Annotated in this window: 18 protein-coding genes, 1 pseudogene and 2 other annotated features; of the genes and pseudogenes, 1 reads left to right on the top strand and 18 read right to left on the bottom strand. The window is 38.8% G+C overall.

What is annotated here, in order from left to right; translation table 11 throughout:
• Positions 1-305 precede the first annotated feature (305 nt).
• The 13 genes and pseudogenes from pheA to IKV95_RS08015 all read right to left on the bottom strand — a co-directional run bounded on the left by pheA (position 306) and on the right by IKV95_RS08015 (position 13,222).
• Positions 306-1,148 (bottom strand): prephenate dehydratase, encoded by an 843-nt coding sequence (gene pheA, locus IKV95_RS08070; protein ID WP_162917917.1) that lies wholly within the window; start codon positions 1,146-1,148, stop codon positions 306-308.
• 68 nt (positions 1,149-1,216) lie between these two features.
• Positions 1,217-2,500 (bottom strand): GTPase ObgE, encoded by a 1,284-nt coding sequence (gene obgE / locus IKV95_RS08065; RefSeq protein ID WP_069120330.1) that lies wholly within the window; start codon positions 2,498-2,500, stop codon positions 1,217-1,219.
• 103 nt (positions 2,501-2,603) lie between these two features.
• Positions 2,604-3,347 carry a tryptophan synthase subunit alpha gene (gene trpA / locus IKV95_RS08060; protein WP_069134791.1) on the bottom strand — a complete coding sequence of 248 codons (744 nt, stop codon included), beginning with the start codon at positions 3,345-3,347 and terminating at the stop codon, positions 2,604-2,606.
• Position 3,348: 1 nt separating this feature from the next.
• Positions 3,349-4,548 carry a tryptophan synthase subunit beta gene (gene trpB, locus IKV95_RS08055; RefSeq protein ID WP_069125226.1) on the bottom strand — a complete coding sequence of 400 codons (1,200 nt, stop codon included), beginning with the start codon at positions 4,546-4,548 and terminating at the stop codon, positions 3,349-3,351.
• Entirely contained in the window at positions 4,538-5,128 is a 591-nt protein-coding gene (locus tag IKV95_RS08050) for a phosphoribosylanthranilate isomerase (RefSeq protein ID WP_287451628.1), read from the bottom strand. Before IKV95_RS08050 ends, trpB begins: the two co-directional genes overlap by 11 nt.
• Entirely contained in the window at positions 5,128-5,868 is a 741-nt protein-coding gene (gene trpC, locus IKV95_RS08045; protein WP_287451627.1) for an indole-3-glycerol phosphate synthase TrpC, read from the bottom strand. The genes IKV95_RS08050 and trpC overlap by 1 nt, the downstream gene beginning before the upstream one ends.
• On the bottom strand, positions 5,865-6,920 hold the full coding sequence (gene trpD, locus IKV95_RS08040) for an anthranilate phosphoribosyltransferase (protein ID WP_319633863.1): 1,056 nt from the start codon (positions 6,918-6,920) through the stop codon (positions 5,865-5,867). Before trpD ends, trpC begins: the two co-directional genes overlap by 4 nt.
• Positions 6,921-6,962: 42 nt before the next feature.
• Positions 6,963-7,463, bottom strand: a pseudogene (locus tag IKV95_RS11215) (anthranilate synthase component II); the annotation flags it as partial.
• Positions 7,444-8,793 (bottom strand): anthranilate synthase component I, encoded by a 1,350-nt coding sequence (gene trpE, locus IKV95_RS08035; RefSeq protein WP_036027597.1) that lies wholly within the window; start codon positions 8,791-8,793, stop codon positions 7,444-7,446. The gene trpE and the pseudogene IKV95_RS11215, both read right to left, overlap by 20 nt.
• A gap of 75 nt (positions 8,794-8,868) precedes the next feature.
• Positions 8,869-9,124 (bottom strand) — a binding site (T-box leader).
• 63 nt (positions 9,125-9,187) lie between these two features.
• Positions 9,188-9,571: an OsmC family protein gene (locus tag IKV95_RS08030; RefSeq protein WP_036027598.1), complete on the bottom strand. Its 384-nt coding sequence runs from the start codon at positions 9,569-9,571 to the stop codon at positions 9,188-9,190.
• A 105-nt stretch (positions 9,572-9,676) separates the two neighbouring features.
• Positions 9,677-10,600 carry a glutaminase A gene (gene glsA, locus IKV95_RS08025; RefSeq protein ID WP_036027599.1) on the bottom strand — a complete coding sequence of 308 codons (924 nt, stop codon included), beginning with the start codon at positions 10,598-10,600 and terminating at the stop codon, positions 9,677-9,679.
• On the bottom strand, positions 10,600-11,997 hold the full coding sequence (locus IKV95_RS08020) for an amidohydrolase (RefSeq protein ID WP_069120317.1): 1,398 nt from the start codon (positions 11,995-11,997) through the stop codon (positions 10,600-10,602). The genes glsA and IKV95_RS08020 overlap by 1 nt, the downstream gene beginning before the upstream one ends.
• Positions 11,990-13,222 (bottom strand): MFS transporter, encoded by a 1,233-nt coding sequence (locus tag IKV95_RS08015; RefSeq protein WP_069120321.1) that lies wholly within the window; start codon positions 13,220-13,222, stop codon positions 11,990-11,992. The genes IKV95_RS08020 and IKV95_RS08015 overlap by 8 nt, the downstream gene beginning before the upstream one ends.
• Positions 13,223-13,534: 312 nt before the next feature.
• On the opposite strand from IKV95_RS08015, the gene IKV95_RS08010 reads away from it, so the two are divergent.
• A complete protein-coding gene (locus IKV95_RS08010; protein WP_051536002.1) occupies positions 13,535-14,176 on the top strand; it encodes an O-methyltransferase in 642 nt (213 codons plus the stop codon).
• 38 nt (positions 14,177-14,214) lie between these two features.
• Here the strand turns inward: IKV95_RS08010 and rarD are convergent, their stop codons facing one another.
• The 5 genes from rarD to IKV95_RS07985 form a co-directional block, all read right to left on the bottom strand.
• Positions 14,215-15,120 carry an EamA family transporter RarD gene (gene rarD / locus IKV95_RS08005; protein ID WP_029092186.1) on the bottom strand — a complete coding sequence of 302 codons (906 nt, stop codon included), beginning with the start codon at positions 15,118-15,120 and terminating at the stop codon, positions 14,215-14,217.
• 81 nt (positions 15,121-15,201) lie between these two features.
• Positions 15,202-15,495, bottom strand: a complete 294-nt coding sequence (rpmA, locus tag IKV95_RS08000; protein WP_029092187.1) for a 50S ribosomal protein L27 — start codon at positions 15,493-15,495, stop codon at positions 15,202-15,204.
• A gap of 5 nt (positions 15,496-15,500) precedes the next feature.
• Entirely contained in the window at positions 15,501-15,842 is a 342-nt protein-coding gene (locus tag IKV95_RS07995; protein WP_287451625.1) for a ribosomal-processing cysteine protease Prp, read from the bottom strand.
• A gap of 28 nt (positions 15,843-15,870) precedes the next feature.
• The gene (gene rplU / locus IKV95_RS07990) at positions 15,871-16,179 is read right to left on the bottom strand and encodes a 50S ribosomal protein L21 (RefSeq protein WP_029092189.1); all 309 of its coding nucleotides are present in this window, start codon (positions 16,177-16,179) and stop codon (positions 15,871-15,873) included.
• A 15-nt stretch (positions 16,180-16,194) separates the two neighbouring features.
• Positions 16,195-16,267 (bottom strand) — a sequence feature (ribosomal protein L21 leader region).
• 66 nt (positions 16,268-16,333) lie between these two features.
• Positions 16,334-16,714: a RidA family protein gene (locus IKV95_RS07985; RefSeq protein WP_069120074.1), complete on the bottom strand. Its 381-nt coding sequence runs from the start codon at positions 16,712-16,714 to the stop codon at positions 16,334-16,336.
• Positions 16,715-16,769: the final 55 nt, after the last annotated feature.

Below are 16,769 nucleotides of genomic sequence, written 5' to 3'. Positions count from 1 at the left end.
CTCCAACGGATTTAATAGCATTCACTTATTTCTATTATAACGATATGATGCCTCTTTTACAAAATCTAAAGACCCATTATATCCTAAGCTTTGCCTCTTTTATCTTTTATACTTAAAACTTATATTATCACCACTACATTAAAATAAGGGGTGAGTTGTAAGAGAAATACATTGTAAAACCAAATCACCTTATAAACACAAGTGACTGTTTTTTACAGCATAATACATCTCCTTACGTCTTAACACTAACTTTTATCCAACAATGCAAAAAGAGCACTTTGACAAAAAAGTCAAAATGCTACTTGTTATTTTATCTTATAGACATCGTATGATCCTAAAACTTTAACAGTGCCACCTAATAACGATATTTCAACCATCGCATTATCCAGCAATCGATTATCAGCACCTACATCTAAATCGATATGGAAGAAGTATTGCCCTAGACGCGTTTTTGTTGGTCGTGATTCAATCTTGCTCATATTGATATTACGCCATGCAAATGTTGAAAGCATCGTATGCAAGGTCCCTGAATCATTATCTGGTAATTTTAATAAAAGGGTTGTTTTTGTTTCAATTGGATCATCTGTTATCGCTAATTTTCGATTACTCAACGCAATAAATCGTGTTTCATTATGCATATTTCCTTGCGCATTCGCACGAACGACGTCCAAATCATAATGCTCTGCCGCAAATAAAGGGGCGATTGCTAACGTTTTTTCATCTGGATGCGTGCTCACATATTCTGCCGCAAAGGCTGTACTAGAAACTGCTTCACGTTTAATATGCGGGAAGTTTTTGGTTAAATAATCATGACATTGCGCCAAACCTTGCGGATGAGATAAAATTGTTGTCGCTTCTTGCCAATCACTTGAACGCTGTTTATTTACCATGATATTTTGTGATATTGGTAAAATATACTCCGCCTGAATAGGTGGCACATCATTTTGATAAAGGTAATCAAGCGTTACATTTACTGTCCCTTCAATTGCGTTCTCAAAAGGCACTAAACAAACATCGATTTCATTTGCCGCAACTGCATCTAAACATTCTGATATCGTCGTATACGCTGTGTGTTGCTCTTCTGGAAAAGCACGGTGCGCCACTTGATATGAAAAAGTCCCAACCGGACCTAAATAGCCAATATTCACTCTATTCCCACTCCTTATAAAAAAAGACAAAGTCATTTAACTGACCTTGCCCCTTCATTTGATTAATATTAATCCATAAACTCGAATTCAAATTCAATAATACGAACTGTATCGCCATCTTTAGCGCCACGATCACGCAAAGCTTGGTCAACACCTAACGAACGTAACTGACGTGTGAATCGTGTGACTGATACTTCACGATCAAAGTTAGTCATTGCAAACAAACGTTCAATTTCTGAACCGCTCAATACCCATACTGCATCAGAACCACGTGAAATTTCAAACTCAGGTTTTTCAGCTTCATGTTTGTACATTACGATTTGATCTTCTGTTGGTTCTTCGTTTAATGGGAAGTATTCTGTTGTTTCAAGTTTGTTAGCTATTTCTAACAACATGTTAGATAAACCTGTTTTAGTTAAAGCCGACACAGCAAATACCGGATATTTATCTTCGATTTGCTCCTTGAATGTCACTAGGTTTTCTTCCGCACCAGGCATATCCATTTTGTTAGCTACCACAATTTGTGGACGCTCTAACAAACGGTAGTTATATTGTGATAATTCTTCATTAATTTTCAAGAAATCATCATACGGGTCACGGCCTTCAGTTCCTGCCATATCAATAACATGAACGATAACACGTGTACGCTCGATATGTTTTAAGAACTGATGTCCTAAACCAACTCCGAGTGATGCACCTTCAATTAATCCTGGTAAATCAGCCATCGCAAAACTACGGTGATCGGGTGTATCTACCATTCCTAAGTTAGGTGTCAGTGTTGTAAAGTGATAATCTGCAATTTTAGGTCTTGCTGCAGTAACAACAGAGAGTAATGTCGATTTACCCACACTCGGGAAACCTACAAGACCAACATCTGCTAATACTTTTAATTCAAGTTCTAAATTACGTTCTTGACCAGGTTCACCGTTTTCACTAATTTCTGGTGCTGGGTTAGCTGGTGTTGCAAAACGACGGTTACCTCGTCCTGCACGTCCACCTTTCGCTACGACTGCACGTTGACCATGAGTGATTAAATCGGCAAGCAATTCACCTGTGTCAGCATCTTTTACAATCGTGCCCGGAGGTACAGGTACAACATAATCAGGTGCGCCGTGTCCGTGCATCCCTTTACTCATACCGTTTTCTCCAGGATTACCTTTGAAATGGCGTTTGTAGCGGAAGTCGACTAATGTTCGTAATCCTTCTTCAACCTCAAATACCACAGATCCACCTTTACCACCGTCGCCACCTGCAGGGCCACCGTTAGCAACAAATTTTTCACGACGGAAAGCGACCATACCATCGCCGCCATCTCCGCCTTTTACATATATCTTAACTCCATCTACAAACATCATATTCAGTTTCCTCAATTCTATACTTCATTATTCTTTATTATATAGCATGTGAAAGCAGAAGTAAAACGTCTATGTTGGGGAAACGTTGTCGATTGTTTGTTCAGACGCGTGTTGCTGCTATCAATTCACCAATCTGCTCCGCTTGTTTCTCTTCTAATAAATGCACGATTCGACTTCCCACAATCACACCATCACAATGCGGTAACATCTCAGTGACTTGCGTTGCTGTTGAAATACCAAACCCTGCCATAACAGGCACCTTTGTTGATTTTTTAACTTTTTCTAAGAATGTAAACACTTCATCACTGAACGCTTGTCGCTCTCCTGTAACACCTTTGACAGTGACTGCATAGATGAAACCACGCGCCTCTTGCATGATACGTTGCATCCTTTCTGCTGTCGTAGTTGCAGTAATCAATGTAATTAAAATAATGTTTTCAGCATCTAAATATTTTTTTAATGTCGCATTTTCCTCAAATGGTAGATCGGGCACAATTACACCAGATACACCCGTTTCGCGACACGTTTTGGCGAACGTTTTATAACCCATAGCAAAAATCGGATTCAAATAAGTCATCAATACAATTGGCGCTGTTTTAACAGGAATTTTAGCAATTGTCTCGAAAATACTCGTCAGCGTGATTCCCGCACGTAACGCTTTTAAACCTGCCGCTTGAATAACAGCGCCATCGGCTACTGGATCGGTAAATGGCACGCCTATTTCAACAATGCTGGTACCTTGTTCAACTAATGTTGCATAATCCGCTGCCAACGTTGCGTTACCCATCATGTATGAAATAAAGGCTTTATCTGTTTGCTCTAACTTTGTTTCAATCGCATTCATCTTATTTTCCCTCCTTCTCAAAACGCTCTTTGATTTGGGCAACATCTTTATCGCCACGACCTGATACTGTAATTACAAGCAATTCCTCTTTTGGCATGTCTGCTGCAATTTTCAAAGCTAATGCAATCGCATGTGAGCTTTCTAACGCTGGCATGATCCCTTCTTTACGAGACATCAAAGTGAATGCGGCAACCGCTTCGTCATCTGTAATTGCATGGTACTCCGCTCGTTTCAAATCATGTAACAAACTATGCTCTGGTCCCACTCCTGGATAATCCAGTCCCGCAGAGATAGAAAACACTTCACTTACTTGACCTGCTTTATCTTGAAGTAAATACATCAACGAACCATGTAATGCACCGACACGCCCCTCAGTGAGCGTTGCTGCATGTTTGCCTGTTTCAATACCAGAACCACCTGCTTCAGCGCCATAAAGCTTCACGTCTTTATCTTCAATAAAAGGATAAAATGTGCCAATCGCATTAGAACCGCCTCCAACACAAGCAACCAAAGCATCTGGTAAACGGCCTTCTTTCGCTAAAATTTGTTGTTTAATTTCAGTTCCAATCACACTTTGGAAATCACGCACCATTTGTGGGAAAGGATGTGGCCCCAATACTGAGCCCATTAAATAATGAGTATCATCAACATGTGCAACCCAGTAACGCAACGCTTCATTTACTGCATCTTTTAATAAACCTTCACCACTCGTAACCGGAACAACTGTGGCGCCGAGTAATTCCATTCGGAAAACATTCAACTGTTGGCGAGCGATGTCTTCTTCGCCCATAAAGATGGTACATTCCATATCAAAGAGTGCGCAAACTGTCGCGGTTGCTACACCGTGTTGACCGGCACCTGTTTCTGCAACAATTTTACGCTTACCCATTCGTTTAGCTAATAAGGCTTGACCCAACGCATTGTTAATTTTGTGAGCACCTGTGTGGTTCAAATCTTCCCGCTTCAAATAAATTTTGGCACCACCTACATAGTCTGTTAAGCGTTCAGCAAAATAAAGCGGTGTTTCACGACCAACATACTCTTCTAAGTAATAAGCGAGTTCTTTTTTAAACGCTGGATCGTCTTGATATTTTTTATAGGCGTCATTCAATTCCAATACTGATTCCATTAATACTTCTGGTACATAACGTCCGCCGTATTCGCCAAAATGGCCACCTTCATCTGGATAATTATAAGTCATTGTTTTCGTCCTCCTTAGATCGCACCGTCTGAATAAATGCTCTGATTTTTGTTACATCTTTCTTACCATCGGTTTCAACACCACTACTCACATCAACAACTGTCGGCTTTACATTTTCAATCGCTTCCCCGACATTTTCAGCTGACAATCCTCCAGCCAACCATAGATCGGGGTGTTTCACATTATGCAATTGCGTCCAATCAAAAACAGTTCCACTACCCGGTTGAGGTGAATCGACTAAAACCGTTTGATAGGCAATCGCTTCCTCTAATTTAGCGAGAGGAACTGCTCTAATAACTGGTACCGTGATATTTTCTAACACCGGCACCTCTCCATGAATTTGAACACCATCAAGATGGATGGTTTCAATCGCTTCTAGTATGTTAGCAGTTGTTGGTGAAACAAACACACCAATCACCTTCACTCTAGAAGGTATCACACAACGAATTTTTTTGGCTTCTTCAAAAGAAACTTGACGCCGACTTGGAGCAAGTACAAAACCGATATAGTCAGCTCCTGCTTCGACTACGGTTAACGCCGTAGCCGTGTCCATCACACCACAAATTTTAATCTTAGTCATTAAAAGACCTCCTTTAAAACATCCGCTTGGCGCATCATCCCTTCACCGATCAATACACCGTCAACTCCTACAGCTTTTATTTCTAAAATATCAGCCGGACTTAGCATCCCGCTTTCCGAAATAACCGTAATATTATCAGGTATTAATGTTTTTAAACGTTTGGTCGTTGCTAGATCTACAGCAAAAGTTTTTAAGCTCCGATTGTTAATACCAATCATTTGAGGATTCAACAACAAAGCTTGTTCTAATTCATTTTCATCATGTACTTCTACTAATACATCTAATGCTAACTCTCGAGCAAAGTGGTATAAGCTTTGGAGTTTTTCTGGTGACAAAGCAGCTACTATTAATAATACAATATTTGCGCCTGCACTTTTAGCTTTCAACAGATGCGCTGAGGTTGTCACAAAATCCTTACATAATAACGGCAGTTTCACTGCTTTACGAATGGCAATTAGGTCAGCAAAATCACCCTTAAAATAATAAGGTTCGCATAATACTGAAATAGCACTTGCCCCTAAGGCTTCGTATCTTTTAGCTTGTGCGACAACGTCCACATTTTCATCAATCATGCCTTTTGATGGCGATGCGCGCTTGATTTCAGCAATGAGACGAAATGGATTATTATTCGTATTATTAGTAAAGACTGCTGTATTGTGCAAGTTTATCGTATGTGTTTCACTGGCATATTTTGCTACTCGTTCACTATTTTTTGTAATAATATCCTCTAAAATACTCATGCTTCAATCGCCCCCGTTGTTTTTTGTAAGTAATGTAAGTGTGCCAATGCTTCATTTGAATCGATTGCTGCTTCTGCCAATAGGATAGCTTCTTCGAATGAATCCGCTCGTTGTGCGGCCACTAGTCCAATTGCACTGTTTAACACAACCGCTTCACGATACGCACCTTTTTCACCAGCGAGCACATTTTTTAATATTTCTGCATTAAAAGCCACATCTTTACCGACTAATTCACTATTCAAACGTTGTGTCATCCCCAATTTTTGTGGGTCTAATGTTGTCACTTTATAGCTGTTGTTTTCAACGATTGCCAGCGTGTTCTCACCTTCTAATGAGGCTTCATCAAGACCACCATAACCATGTACAACAATCGCTTTTTTACGACCTAATGCCACTAATACTTCTGCCATCGGTTCAACTAAATCACGACGATAAACACCCACCACTTGATAGTCTAACTGATAAGGGTTTGTTAAAGGGCCGATGATATTGAAAATTGTCGGTATCCCTAACGAACGTCTCACGCGCATCACTTGTCCCAAATGCGGATGCACATGCGGTGCAAATAAGAATGTCATACCGTTGCTTTGTAATTGACGATCGATTTCTGTTGCACTTGCATTTAAAGAAACATCAACGGCTTCTAACACATCAGCACTTCCGCTTTTACTAGAAATCGAACGATTGCCGTGTTTCGCTACTTTTACACCTGCGGCTGCAATCACGAATGCAGAGGTCGTTGAAATATTGAACGTTCCAGAACGATCACCACCGGTACCGCAATTACACATTAATTCTCGATGTTTTTGTGGCAGTGGCATGGCATGTGCACGCATCGCTTGCACAATCCCAGCTATTTCCGGTGCTGTTTCACCTTTCACTTTTAAAGCGATTAAAAAAGCGGCTACTTCACTATCAGATAACGTATTGTCAAATAAACGATTACCTGCGACACGGGCTTCATCCATTGATAAATCATGGCCCTCTGTTAATAATGTTAAGTAGTTTGTAAACGGAACTTGTGTACGGCAACGTGCAACAAAGTTTTCAATTAAACGTTGGCCTTCTTTTGTTCCGATTGATTCAGGATGAAATTGCAAACCATACAAAGGCAGCTCACGATGCGTTATTCCCATGATTTCACGATCATCTTCTGCACGAGCAACGATATCAAACGTTTCTTCCAAACCTGCTTCTTCAACAATCAAGGAATGGTAACGCATCGCTTCAAAACCATCGGGCATTTCTTTAAAGATACCGGTATTATCATGTAAAACCTTACTTGTTTTCCCGTGCTTGATTTGTTGGGCAGTCGTTACTTTATAACCATAGGCACTTGCTAATGCTTGATGACCTAAGCAAATTCCTAAAATAGGGAATGTCTCACCTAATTCTTTAATAATAGCAATACAAATCCCCGCATCTTCCGGTCGACCCGGACCTGGTGATAACACAATACCTATCGGTTGTTTTTGCTTAATTTCTGCAATCGTGATGGCATCGTTACGCACCACCTCTACCTCTTCACCAGCTTTTGTTAATTGATGATAAATATTGTATGTGAATGAATCATAATTATCGATTAAAAGAATCATAACGCGCTACCTCCATCAATGCTTTCGCTTTATTTAATGTCTCTTCGTATTCTTTTGCTGGTACTGAATCCAGTACAACACCGGCGCCAGCTTGTACATGTAAGGTCTCTTCCTTCACAACCATTGTTCGAATGGCCAAGGCAAAATCCATATCACCATTAAATGAGAAGTAACCCACACCCCCACTGTATATGCCACGTTTAACCTGTTCCATTTGATTAATTAAACGCATCGCTGCAATTTTTGGTGCACCGCTCACAGTGCCAGCTGGTAATCCTGCACGCAATGCATCGAAAGCCGTATGTCCTTGTTTTAAAATCGCACTTACTTCTGAAACGATATGCATCACATCACTGTACTTTTCAACAGTCATTAATTTTGTGACTTCAACTGTTCCATTTTCTGCCATCCGTCCAACATCGTTTCTTGCTAAATCAACAAGCATTGTGTGCTCTGCCACTTCTTTTTCGTCAGCCATCAGCTCAGCGGCTAAAATATCATCTTCAGCTGGTGTTGCACCTCGTCGTCTCGTTCCTGCGATTGGTTTCATCGTTATCGTTTGACCATGAACAGCAACCACACTTTCTGGTGATGATCCAATAATCGTACACCCATCCATCTCAAGATAATATAAGTAAGGGGAAGGATTCCGACGTTTCAGACGACGATAGATTTCAAAGGTATCACCTGTATAGTTTGCACTCATGCGTTGTGAGGGGACCACTTGGAAGATTTCACCTTGACGAATAGCTGCTTGTGCTGTTTCAACCATTTCCTCAAAAGCACTTTGTCCAATAGCACTTGTAAACGCTGTGACTTGTACTTCACCTTTCGACAATTGCGATTCTTTTTGTAGCTCTGTTGCCAACGCGTCGACTTTTTCTTGCGATTCAATACTTGTGATAAAAACCGTTTGGTCGATGTGATCAAAGACTACCATTTCTTTGTATAGATACAGCTGTGCTTCCGGCAAATCTAACGGATCTGGAAGATACTCGCCAATGTTTTCATATTGATGAATCGTTTCATAGCCAACATATCCAAGCGCACCACCGATAAATGGAAAACGATGATCATTCACAACATTTTCTGACATTCTTTTTTCAACTTCATCCAAAAATAATGCAGTGCTTGGTCGACCATTATATGCTGTATTGCCTTCTGTTAACGTGATTTTATCCACTGGATTTTGACTGATAAATGAGTAACGGCCGTTCAATCCAAATTTTAATGAACTTTCAAGTAATGCTTTATTTTTGCCTGTTAATTGCTTGAACACACGTACTGGTGTTAATTCATCCGCTTCTATTTCTTTAATGTATAATGGCATAAGATGCCTCCTCTTTTATAGTTAATCAGTAAAACAAAAAAACGTCCTCTTACAAAAAACCAGATTGGTCTCTTGTAAGAGGACGTTTTATCGCGGTGCCACCTCAATTAGAAGCAAAGAAAAAACACTATGGCTTTTATCTTGTAACTCCTCACTCTTTGGATACTAACATATCCTATCTCTGTAACGGGAGATCCCGAATTTGCTTACTTTAATTTCAGCAAATCTCTCGAAAGTCCATTCATTATAGGTGTACCTATCGGCTCTCACTATTCCGACTCGCTCAAAGGTACTTAACCATATAACTACTACTCTTTCTCAACGATTTATATCTGTTTAACTAACTTAGGACTATCATACATTACTTGATTCAGAAATGCAAGTCCGTATTTATTTAATCGACAAATACAATTTCTTCTATTACTTCAACATCTTCATCTAATGTTTGGATAACAGGGCAGTTGCCAGCAATCAAGCGTGTTGCTTTTTGAATTTTAGCATGTGCTGATTCATCCGCACGAATTTCGAATGTAATATCGATCGATTTGATTGGATTTGCACGTTTTTCTTCGTTACGTTCATACGTCATTGTTGTTTTCAAAATTTCATATGTTACGTGTTGTTTATCTAGAATACTTTCTAATACATAGGTTGCACATGCAGACACTGCAACAACCGTTAATTCAACTGGTGAATAACCTAAATCACGTTTCAAAACCATTTTTCCTTCTGGTAAAGCAATTTCTAATCCATCTTTTCCTGGTAAAAGTTCAATCATAGCTTGTCATCTCCTATAAAGTTACTGTGTTTTATTTTATAGGTTTATTATAGGCTAATTTTTAAAAATAACAACCAATCTGCCCACTATTATTTTATGTTGTCTTTAAAAAACAGAGAGGTTGTACTTTTTCACAAGTTCCATTAAGAAATCTACACCTGCCACACTATTTCCAACTGTATCAATCGCTGGGCCATACAGACCGATCCCAATAGGTCCCTTTAAATCTTCAATCATCCCACTTTTAACGACAGCGATGATTGCTCCTGAAACGCCACTTTTTGCAGGTAAACCAACAAATGCAGCAAATTTACCAGAAGAATTATACATTCCACATGTTAACATTAATGCTTTTGATACTTTTAAAATAGCACCATCAATACAGATGCGTTCATTTTGACCATCTTGTGCAAAAAAGAGCGCAATTTCTGCTAAATCACCCACTGTCACTTCAATCGAGCACAGTTGTAAATAAGTTTGAATCGCATTCTCAACACCAGCTTCTAAGTAACCATTGGCTTTTAAAATATAAGCGATGGCACGATTATGATCTGCTGAATCATATTCTGATTGATAAATTTTTTGGTTAATTGTAATTTCTTTTTGTAATAATTTTTCTAAAAATGACGTCACGACTTCTACTTTTTCAGTTGGCGTTTCACCCGGTAAAAGTGATGCTACCGTAATGGCACCCGCATTTATCATCGGATTGAACGGCTTCGTATTTGCACTTTCTAGGCGCACAATCGAATTAAAAGAATCGCCTGTTGGTTCAACATCAACAAAATCCATCATCATCGTCAAACCATGATGATCTGCCGCTAGCATAAAACTAATTACTTTGACAACGCTCTGAAGTGTAAAGGTCGTTTCTGTATCACCATACTCATACGATTGATTAATGTCCGTTAAACAAACAGAAAATTGTTGCCCATCTGCCTCTGCCAAAGCAGGAATATAGGTCGCCACTTTTCCATTAACTGTTTTTAGCGTACTGTTGTGAACTAAATCAATTAAGTTTTCTCTCATCACATACCTCGCTCTTCTGGGATTAATGAAACATATGTTTCACCGTTAAGTCGTTCTGTTAATTCATTTTTAGCCGCTTGAATAACAGCTGGATGTTCAGCCGCATGAATTGCCGTATTTGCCATCAATTCAGCCGCATATAACATTCCTTTATGGCCAATCGATGTTTTACCATGTGACACGACTTGCCATGTATGTGGAGGTGTCCCGATTGTCCAACACGAAGTAGCTACTTGTATTGTAGGCACTTTCCAGCTCACATCGCCAACATCAGTAGATGCCATCATCGTGCTTTCTGGTAATAACGGAATAGGGAAATGATTGATTTTTTTATCCCCTAATAAGGTCAACAACGTTTTCGGGAACAGAGCCGTAGCTTCTGCTTGCGTTTGTTCATCAAACGTTTCGTAAATAGCTGCTGCATACTCATATTCTTCTTCACTGTATTCTAATGGCGTCACCGTATTTAATTGCTCCTGCATCACATTTGCTAATACTGTATTAGGAATAAGATTCGAAGCTGCACCTTTAAATTCATAGGACATTGTTGTTTCTGTCATTAATGCGGCACCTTCCGCTATTTTTTCAACGCGTTTGAACACATCCATTACTTGTGCTTTTTTGGGCGCACGAATTAAATAGGAAACCTCTGCATAAGGTTGCACAACATTCGCTGACATTCCACCGCTATTAGTAATCGCATAATGCATCCGCACATCGCTCTCGACATGCTCGCGTAAAAAGTTAACCCCTACATTCATCAGCTCGACTGCATCCAACGCACTACGACCAAGATGTGGTGCAGCTGCGGCATGAGAACTTTTACCATAAAATTTAAAATCAACAGCATAATTTGCTAATGTGGCAATATTCATCACAGCATTCGCTGTGTTCGGATGCCATGATATCGCCAAATCAACATCGTCAAAGACACCCGCTTTTGTCATAATCGCTTTTCCTGATCCCGTTTCTTCAGCAGGGCAGCCATAATAACGAACGGTAATTGGTGCACCCGTCTCGGCAATGTATTCTTTAAGTGCACAAGCAGCTGCAAATGACCCTACCCCTAATAGGTTATGGCCACAGCCATGACCATTCCCCTCTTTTTCTATCGGTGCATATGCTGTTACACCATTTACCTGGCTTAATTGTGACAAGGCATCATATTCTCCTAAAAAAGCAATAATAGTCGGACCCGTTCCGAATTCACCTAGAATAGCGGTTTCTAATCCCGCTACGTTTTTTGTCACTGAAAAACCTTCAGAAAGCAATGCTTCTTCCATGGTAGTCACTGCGTATTTTTCTTCAAAATACACTTCAGGAACATCCCAAATTTTATCGCTTAACGCTGTAAAAATAGCAGCTTTATCTTTTATAAATGAGTGTGTGTTAAACATTTGAAACCCTCTCTTCTTTTAAATTCGATTTGATTGATAGTAGCGCAAAAATACAAATCATCGCAAAAATAATCAATAACCAAAAGGCGGCATTGTATGAACCATTGAAAAAATCGACCATAAAGCCCATTGCAGCTGGGGTAATAAACCCTGCTAATTGTCCGCCCGTGTTCGCCATCCCCATTGCTGTTGCTGTGATATCTTGTGGAATCGTTTTTAAAACAAACGACGGCAAAAGTAATGTGATGTAAGTCATTAATATTGTAACAATACATTGGTAAAAAATAAACATCCCGATACTGTTAGAGTGGAACATTAAAAATAAAAAGCCAGCGATACCAACAGCAAAAACAGCTCCAATTACTTTATTTTGTTGCAATGTTAATTTATCAATCACAATCCCGAAGATAAGCATACCACTAAGCATTAACACCCCAGGAATTAATTGCAAATACCCAATCGATAATAAATCAAGTCCACGTTCATTCGTTAAATAACTAGGCATCCATGAACTTAGCCCCCAATTGACCGCATAAATTGTAAAATAAGAAACCAGTAGGCTCCACATAAAAGGCATCGTTATTAATTTTTTTAGAATACCTTTATTTTCACCAGTAACTGATAGTCCCCTCGCTGCTTCCACGGTTGTATCCGGCACTTGAATATAACGCCAATATAAAAATGCTATTACTGCTCCAATCAAACCCGTGATAACAAACAACAGGCGCCACCCAATCAATCCTAATAAGACTGCAGATATCAGTGGTACTAACATTGCCATTATTGCTGCAGATGCTAATAAAAGTGACATGGCACGACTGCGCTCATTCTTCGGGAAGATGGTGGCAATAATCTTTGATGCCGCTGGCTGAAAACCGCCTTCACCAATACCGAATAAGAAACGGATAACAATCAATGCACTAAAAGACCAGGCAACAGCCGTTAATCCGGTGAAAATAGACCAGATAATCACAGCTGTCAATAGAATTTTTTTCGCACCATATTTATCCGCTAATAACCCACCTGGCATTTGCATAATTGCATACCCTAAAAAAAACGAACTCAGTACAACTCCTGTTTGTGTCGCTGTTAAAGCAAGATCGTTTGCAATATCAACAACCGCATAATTAATTAAATAACGGTCCAAATTTCCAATTGCCCACCCTAAGAATAGCAATAATAACACGGTTTTTCTTGTCTTTTTTAATAATACTGTCGACTCCATTTTTAACCTCCATTGGCACTTTTGTGTATTTGACCACACCTGTTACAAGTACGCTTTATTAATAGTTTTTTACATCACATAATTTCACTAATAAATTATCCATTATAATTTTGCGCAATTAACTATTTAATTATAATATCATATAACTATCTATAAAATAAATAGTATCAATTAAAAATTAATAAATTGCAAAAAACACAACTTTTTAACTAAACAAAAATGATTAAATTGTTTTAAAAAATAATAAATTTTATAAAAAGGTTGGCAAGGTTCATTTTCGGTCTTATACTAGTATAGAATGGAGTGAGAAACGTGTCAGAATTTAACTTAACAAAAAAATATATTGAAGAAACTTGTAGTTACGAACCAGATTTCTTCAATCAAATAAGAGACAGTATTATTGCAGCAGGTATCAATGAAATGAGCATTGACGCCGATTCAGCACAATTTTTACGTGTTCTCTTAAAAACCACAGGCGCAAAAAACGTACTCGAATTAGGTACACTAGGTGGCTATAGCGCGATTTTATTTGCGTCTATTATCCCAGCTACAGGTCATGTCACAACAATAGATAACGATGTCCGTTACCAACCCCTATCGCAAGGAAATGCTGAAAAAACAGGCTACAAAGATAAAATTACTTTTATTTGTAATGATGGCTTAAAGGCGATGGAACAATTAGCATCAGAAGGCGCGACCTTTGATTTCTTCTTTATCGATGCTGCTAAAAATAGCTATATCAACTATTATGAATGGGCATTGTCCATGGCAAAACCAGGTGCAATGATTGTTGCCGACAATACGTTATGGAAAGGTGAAGTCCCTGATCCTGATAAAACATCTAACCCTATCCGTGCTATGCGCCGTTTCAATGAATACGTCTCTCAAGATGAACGAGTGGATGTTATTATTACTACTACTGGCGATGGTATGACTCTTGCCCGCGTTAAATAAGCCAAAAACCACCCTCCATAAGGGTGGTTTTACTTTAGTTATAATTTTGTTACGCGATACATTTTAAAGGTTGCGACTGAAAAAACAATCAAACCTAGCCAAATTAATGAGAAGCTGATGGCATGTGTCACTGTAAAAGCTTCATGATAGACTAATACGCCTAGTAAAAGACTGATAGTCGGTCCAATATACTGCATGAATCCCATCATGCTCAACGGGATATTACGAGCTGTGAAGGCAAATAATAGCAGTGGCACCGCTGTTACTATACCTGAAGAAACCACAAGTGCCCACATACCAAGCGTCGCATGATTGGTCACGAAACTTTGATCTGAATTGATAAAATAGAACCATGCAATCAAAGCAAATGGTGTTACAAATAACGTTTCAACCGCAAGCCCTTCAATTACTGCATAATCCATTTTCTTTTTAAGCAGACCATAAAATCCAAATGATAAAGCTAAAGTTAATGAAATATATGGGAAAGCACCTAAACTTAGTGTCATTACCATTACACCGATAAAAGCAAGGACTACTGCAATGACTTGTGCGCGTGCTAATTTTTCTTTTAAGAAGATGACTCCGAGTAAAATACTAATAATAGGGTTAATATAATAACCTAAACTTGTTTGTAAGATATGATTATTGTTGATTGCCCAAATAAACGTAAACCAGTTTGTTGAGATTAGTAATGACACAAGTAACATCATCAATAGTTTTTTTGGGTGGCGGAATAAGTCTGTTATGATTCTGACAAATGATTGCCATTTTTTTGATAAAACAACTGCAATTAACATGAAAACTGATGCCCAAATAATGCGTTGAGATAATATTTCCATTGGTAATACATCACTTAATAATTTAAAAAAGAGCGGTATAAAGCCCCATAGTGTATACGTTAGTATGCCACTTAAAATACCAGCTTTTGTTTTGCGTTCGTTCATGTTCTATGCTCTCCTCACTACAGTTAAAATAATAAAAAGGAGACAAAACCATGAAGGTTTTGTCCCCTTTAACAGTGTTAATTATGCTTCTTGAGCTACAGGGTAGACAGAAACTTTTTTCTTGTCACGACCTACGCGTTCGAATTTAACAACACCATCAACTTTTGCGAATAAAGTATCATCGCCACCACGACCTACGTTAGCGCCTGGGAAAATACGCGTACCACGTTGACGATATAAAATCGAACCACCGCTTACGAATTGTCCGTCAGCACTCTTAGCGCCTAAACGCTTAGATTGTGAATCACGACCGTTGGCAGTAGAACCGCCACCTTTTTTATGGGCAAAATATTGGATATTTAATTTTAATAACATATGTTTCACCTCCAGCTATTTTTTATCTGAATAAATTCAGCATAACTTGCTTCTAAGGTAGTGAACTGTGTTAATAGAGCTTCCGCTAACAATTGAACATCTCTATGGGCCTCATCTGATAAATCAACGGGTAGTGAATAATAAAGGTAACCTCCATCATCCTCTTCTTCAATATGCGGTAGTTGGTCAATATGCAAACTAATTGCATTAATCATCCCAAAAATCACAGTTGAAGCACCTGCACATACTAAATCTTTACCAGATTCCGCATAATCAGCGTGTCCTGTCATTTCTATCGCAACGATTTCCTTTGATTCTTTCAATCGGTTTACATTTACTTTTATCACACGTCATCAGTCCTTAATCGTCTTTTACTTAAGCGTTGATTTTACCAATCGTTACTTTTGTATAAGGTTGACGGTGACCTTGTGTTTTGTGATAGTTTTTCTTAGGCTTGAATTTGAAAACGATAACTTTCTTTTGGCGACCGTGTTTTTCAACAGTACCAGTTACAGTTGCGCCTTCAATCAAAGGAGCACCAACCTTAACTGAATCACCACCAACGAATAATACTTCGTCGAATGTAATTTCAGCTCCAGCTTCAACATCTAATTTCTCGATGTAGATTACTTGGCCTTCTTCAACTTTTAATTGTTTACCACCTGTTTTAATAATTGCGTACATTCTTTGCACCTCCTCTTGATTACTTAGACTCGCCACTTACAGGCGACACTGGGTTCTTAATACCTGAAATGAGCGGTTACAGTAGCACGGGTGCTACATACATAACATATCTTAATATATCATATCAGCTGTTCATCGTCAATGATTAATCAGATTATTTTTTGATTTCTGCAATCATTTCTATTTCTACTAAAGCATTTTTAGGTAATGCTGCAACTTCAACACAACTACGAGCCGGACGAACCTCTCCTAGAGCAGCAGAATACGCTTCATTCAATTCAGCAAAACCACCTAAATCAGTTGTGAATATTGTTGTTTTAACAATATTTGAATAGTTTCCACCACAACTTTCTAGTAAAGCCTTGATGTTTTTCATGACTTGATCTGTTTGTTCCGCGATTGTTTCGCCAACCATTTCACCCGTTTGTGGATCCAACGGAATTTGTCCTGAAAAGAAATGTAAATCGCCAACTATTTGACCCTGAGAATATGGACCTATTGCTTGTGGTGCATCTAATGTTTGAATGGTTTTCATTGTTGTTCCTCCTTAGTTATGATGTTCTCATTGTATCATATTTTTATTTTAACTC

This window comes from Brochothrix sp., from assembly GCF_017549435.1.
Classification (GTDB): domain Bacteria; phylum Bacillota; class Bacilli; order Lactobacillales; family Listeriaceae; genus Brochothrix; species Brochothrix thermosphacta.
The sequence above is the reverse complement of the archived record's forward strand: the minus strand, read 5'-3'. Positions and strand labels throughout refer to the sequence as shown.

What these genes read in the sequence shown, in the direction of transcription:
- obgE (WP_069120330.1), bottom strand. Translation starts at nt 2,500, where the DNA reads ATGTTTGTAGATGGAGTTAAGATATATGTAAAAGGCGGAGATGGCGGC.
- trpA (WP_069134791.1), bottom strand. Translation starts at nt 3,347, where the DNA reads ATGAATGCGATTGAAACAAAGTTAGAGCAAACAGATAAAGCCTTTATT.
- trpB (WP_069125226.1), bottom strand. Translation starts at nt 4,548, where the DNA reads ATGACTTATAATTATCCAGATGAAGGTGGCCATTTTGGCGAATACGGC.
- IKV95_RS08050 (WP_287451628.1), bottom strand. Translation starts at nt 5,128, where the DNA reads ATGACTAAGATTAAAATTTGTGGTGTGATGGACACGGCTACGGCGTTA.
- trpC (WP_287451627.1), bottom strand. Translation starts at nt 5,868, where the DNA reads ATGAGTATTTTAGAGGATATTATTACAAAAAATAGTGAACGAGTAGCA.
- trpE (WP_036027597.1), bottom strand. Translation starts at nt 8,793, where the DNA reads ATGCCATTATACATTAAAGAAATAGAAGCGGATGAATTAACACCAGTA.
- IKV95_RS08030 (WP_036027598.1), bottom strand. Translation starts at nt 9,571, where the DNA reads ATGATTGAACTTTTACCAGGAAAAGATGGATTAGAAATTGCTTTACCA.
- glsA (WP_036027599.1), bottom strand. Translation starts at nt 10,600, where the DNA reads ATGAGAGAAAACTTAATTGATTTAGTTCACAACAGTACGCTAAAAACA.
- IKV95_RS08020 (WP_069120317.1), bottom strand. Translation starts at nt 11,997, where the DNA reads ATGTTTAACACACACTCATTTATAAAAGATAAAGCTGCTATTTTTACA.
- IKV95_RS08015 (WP_069120321.1), bottom strand. Translation starts at nt 13,222, where the DNA reads ATGGAGTCGACAGTATTATTAAAAAAGACAAGAAAAACCGTGTTATTA.
- rarD (WP_029092186.1), bottom strand. Translation starts at nt 15,120, where the DNA reads ATGAACGAACGCAAAACAAAAGCTGGTATTTTAAGTGGCATACTAACG.
- rpmA (WP_029092187.1), bottom strand. Translation starts at nt 15,495, where the DNA reads ATGTTATTAAAATTAAATATCCAATATTTTGCCCATAAAAAAGGTGGC.
- rplU (WP_029092189.1), bottom strand. Translation starts at nt 16,179, where the DNA reads ATGTACGCAATTATTAAAACAGGTGGTAAACAATTAAAAGTTGAAGAA.
- IKV95_RS07985 (WP_069120074.1), bottom strand. Translation starts at nt 16,714, where the DNA reads ATGAAAACCATTCAAACATTAGATGCACCACAAGCAATAGGTCCATAT.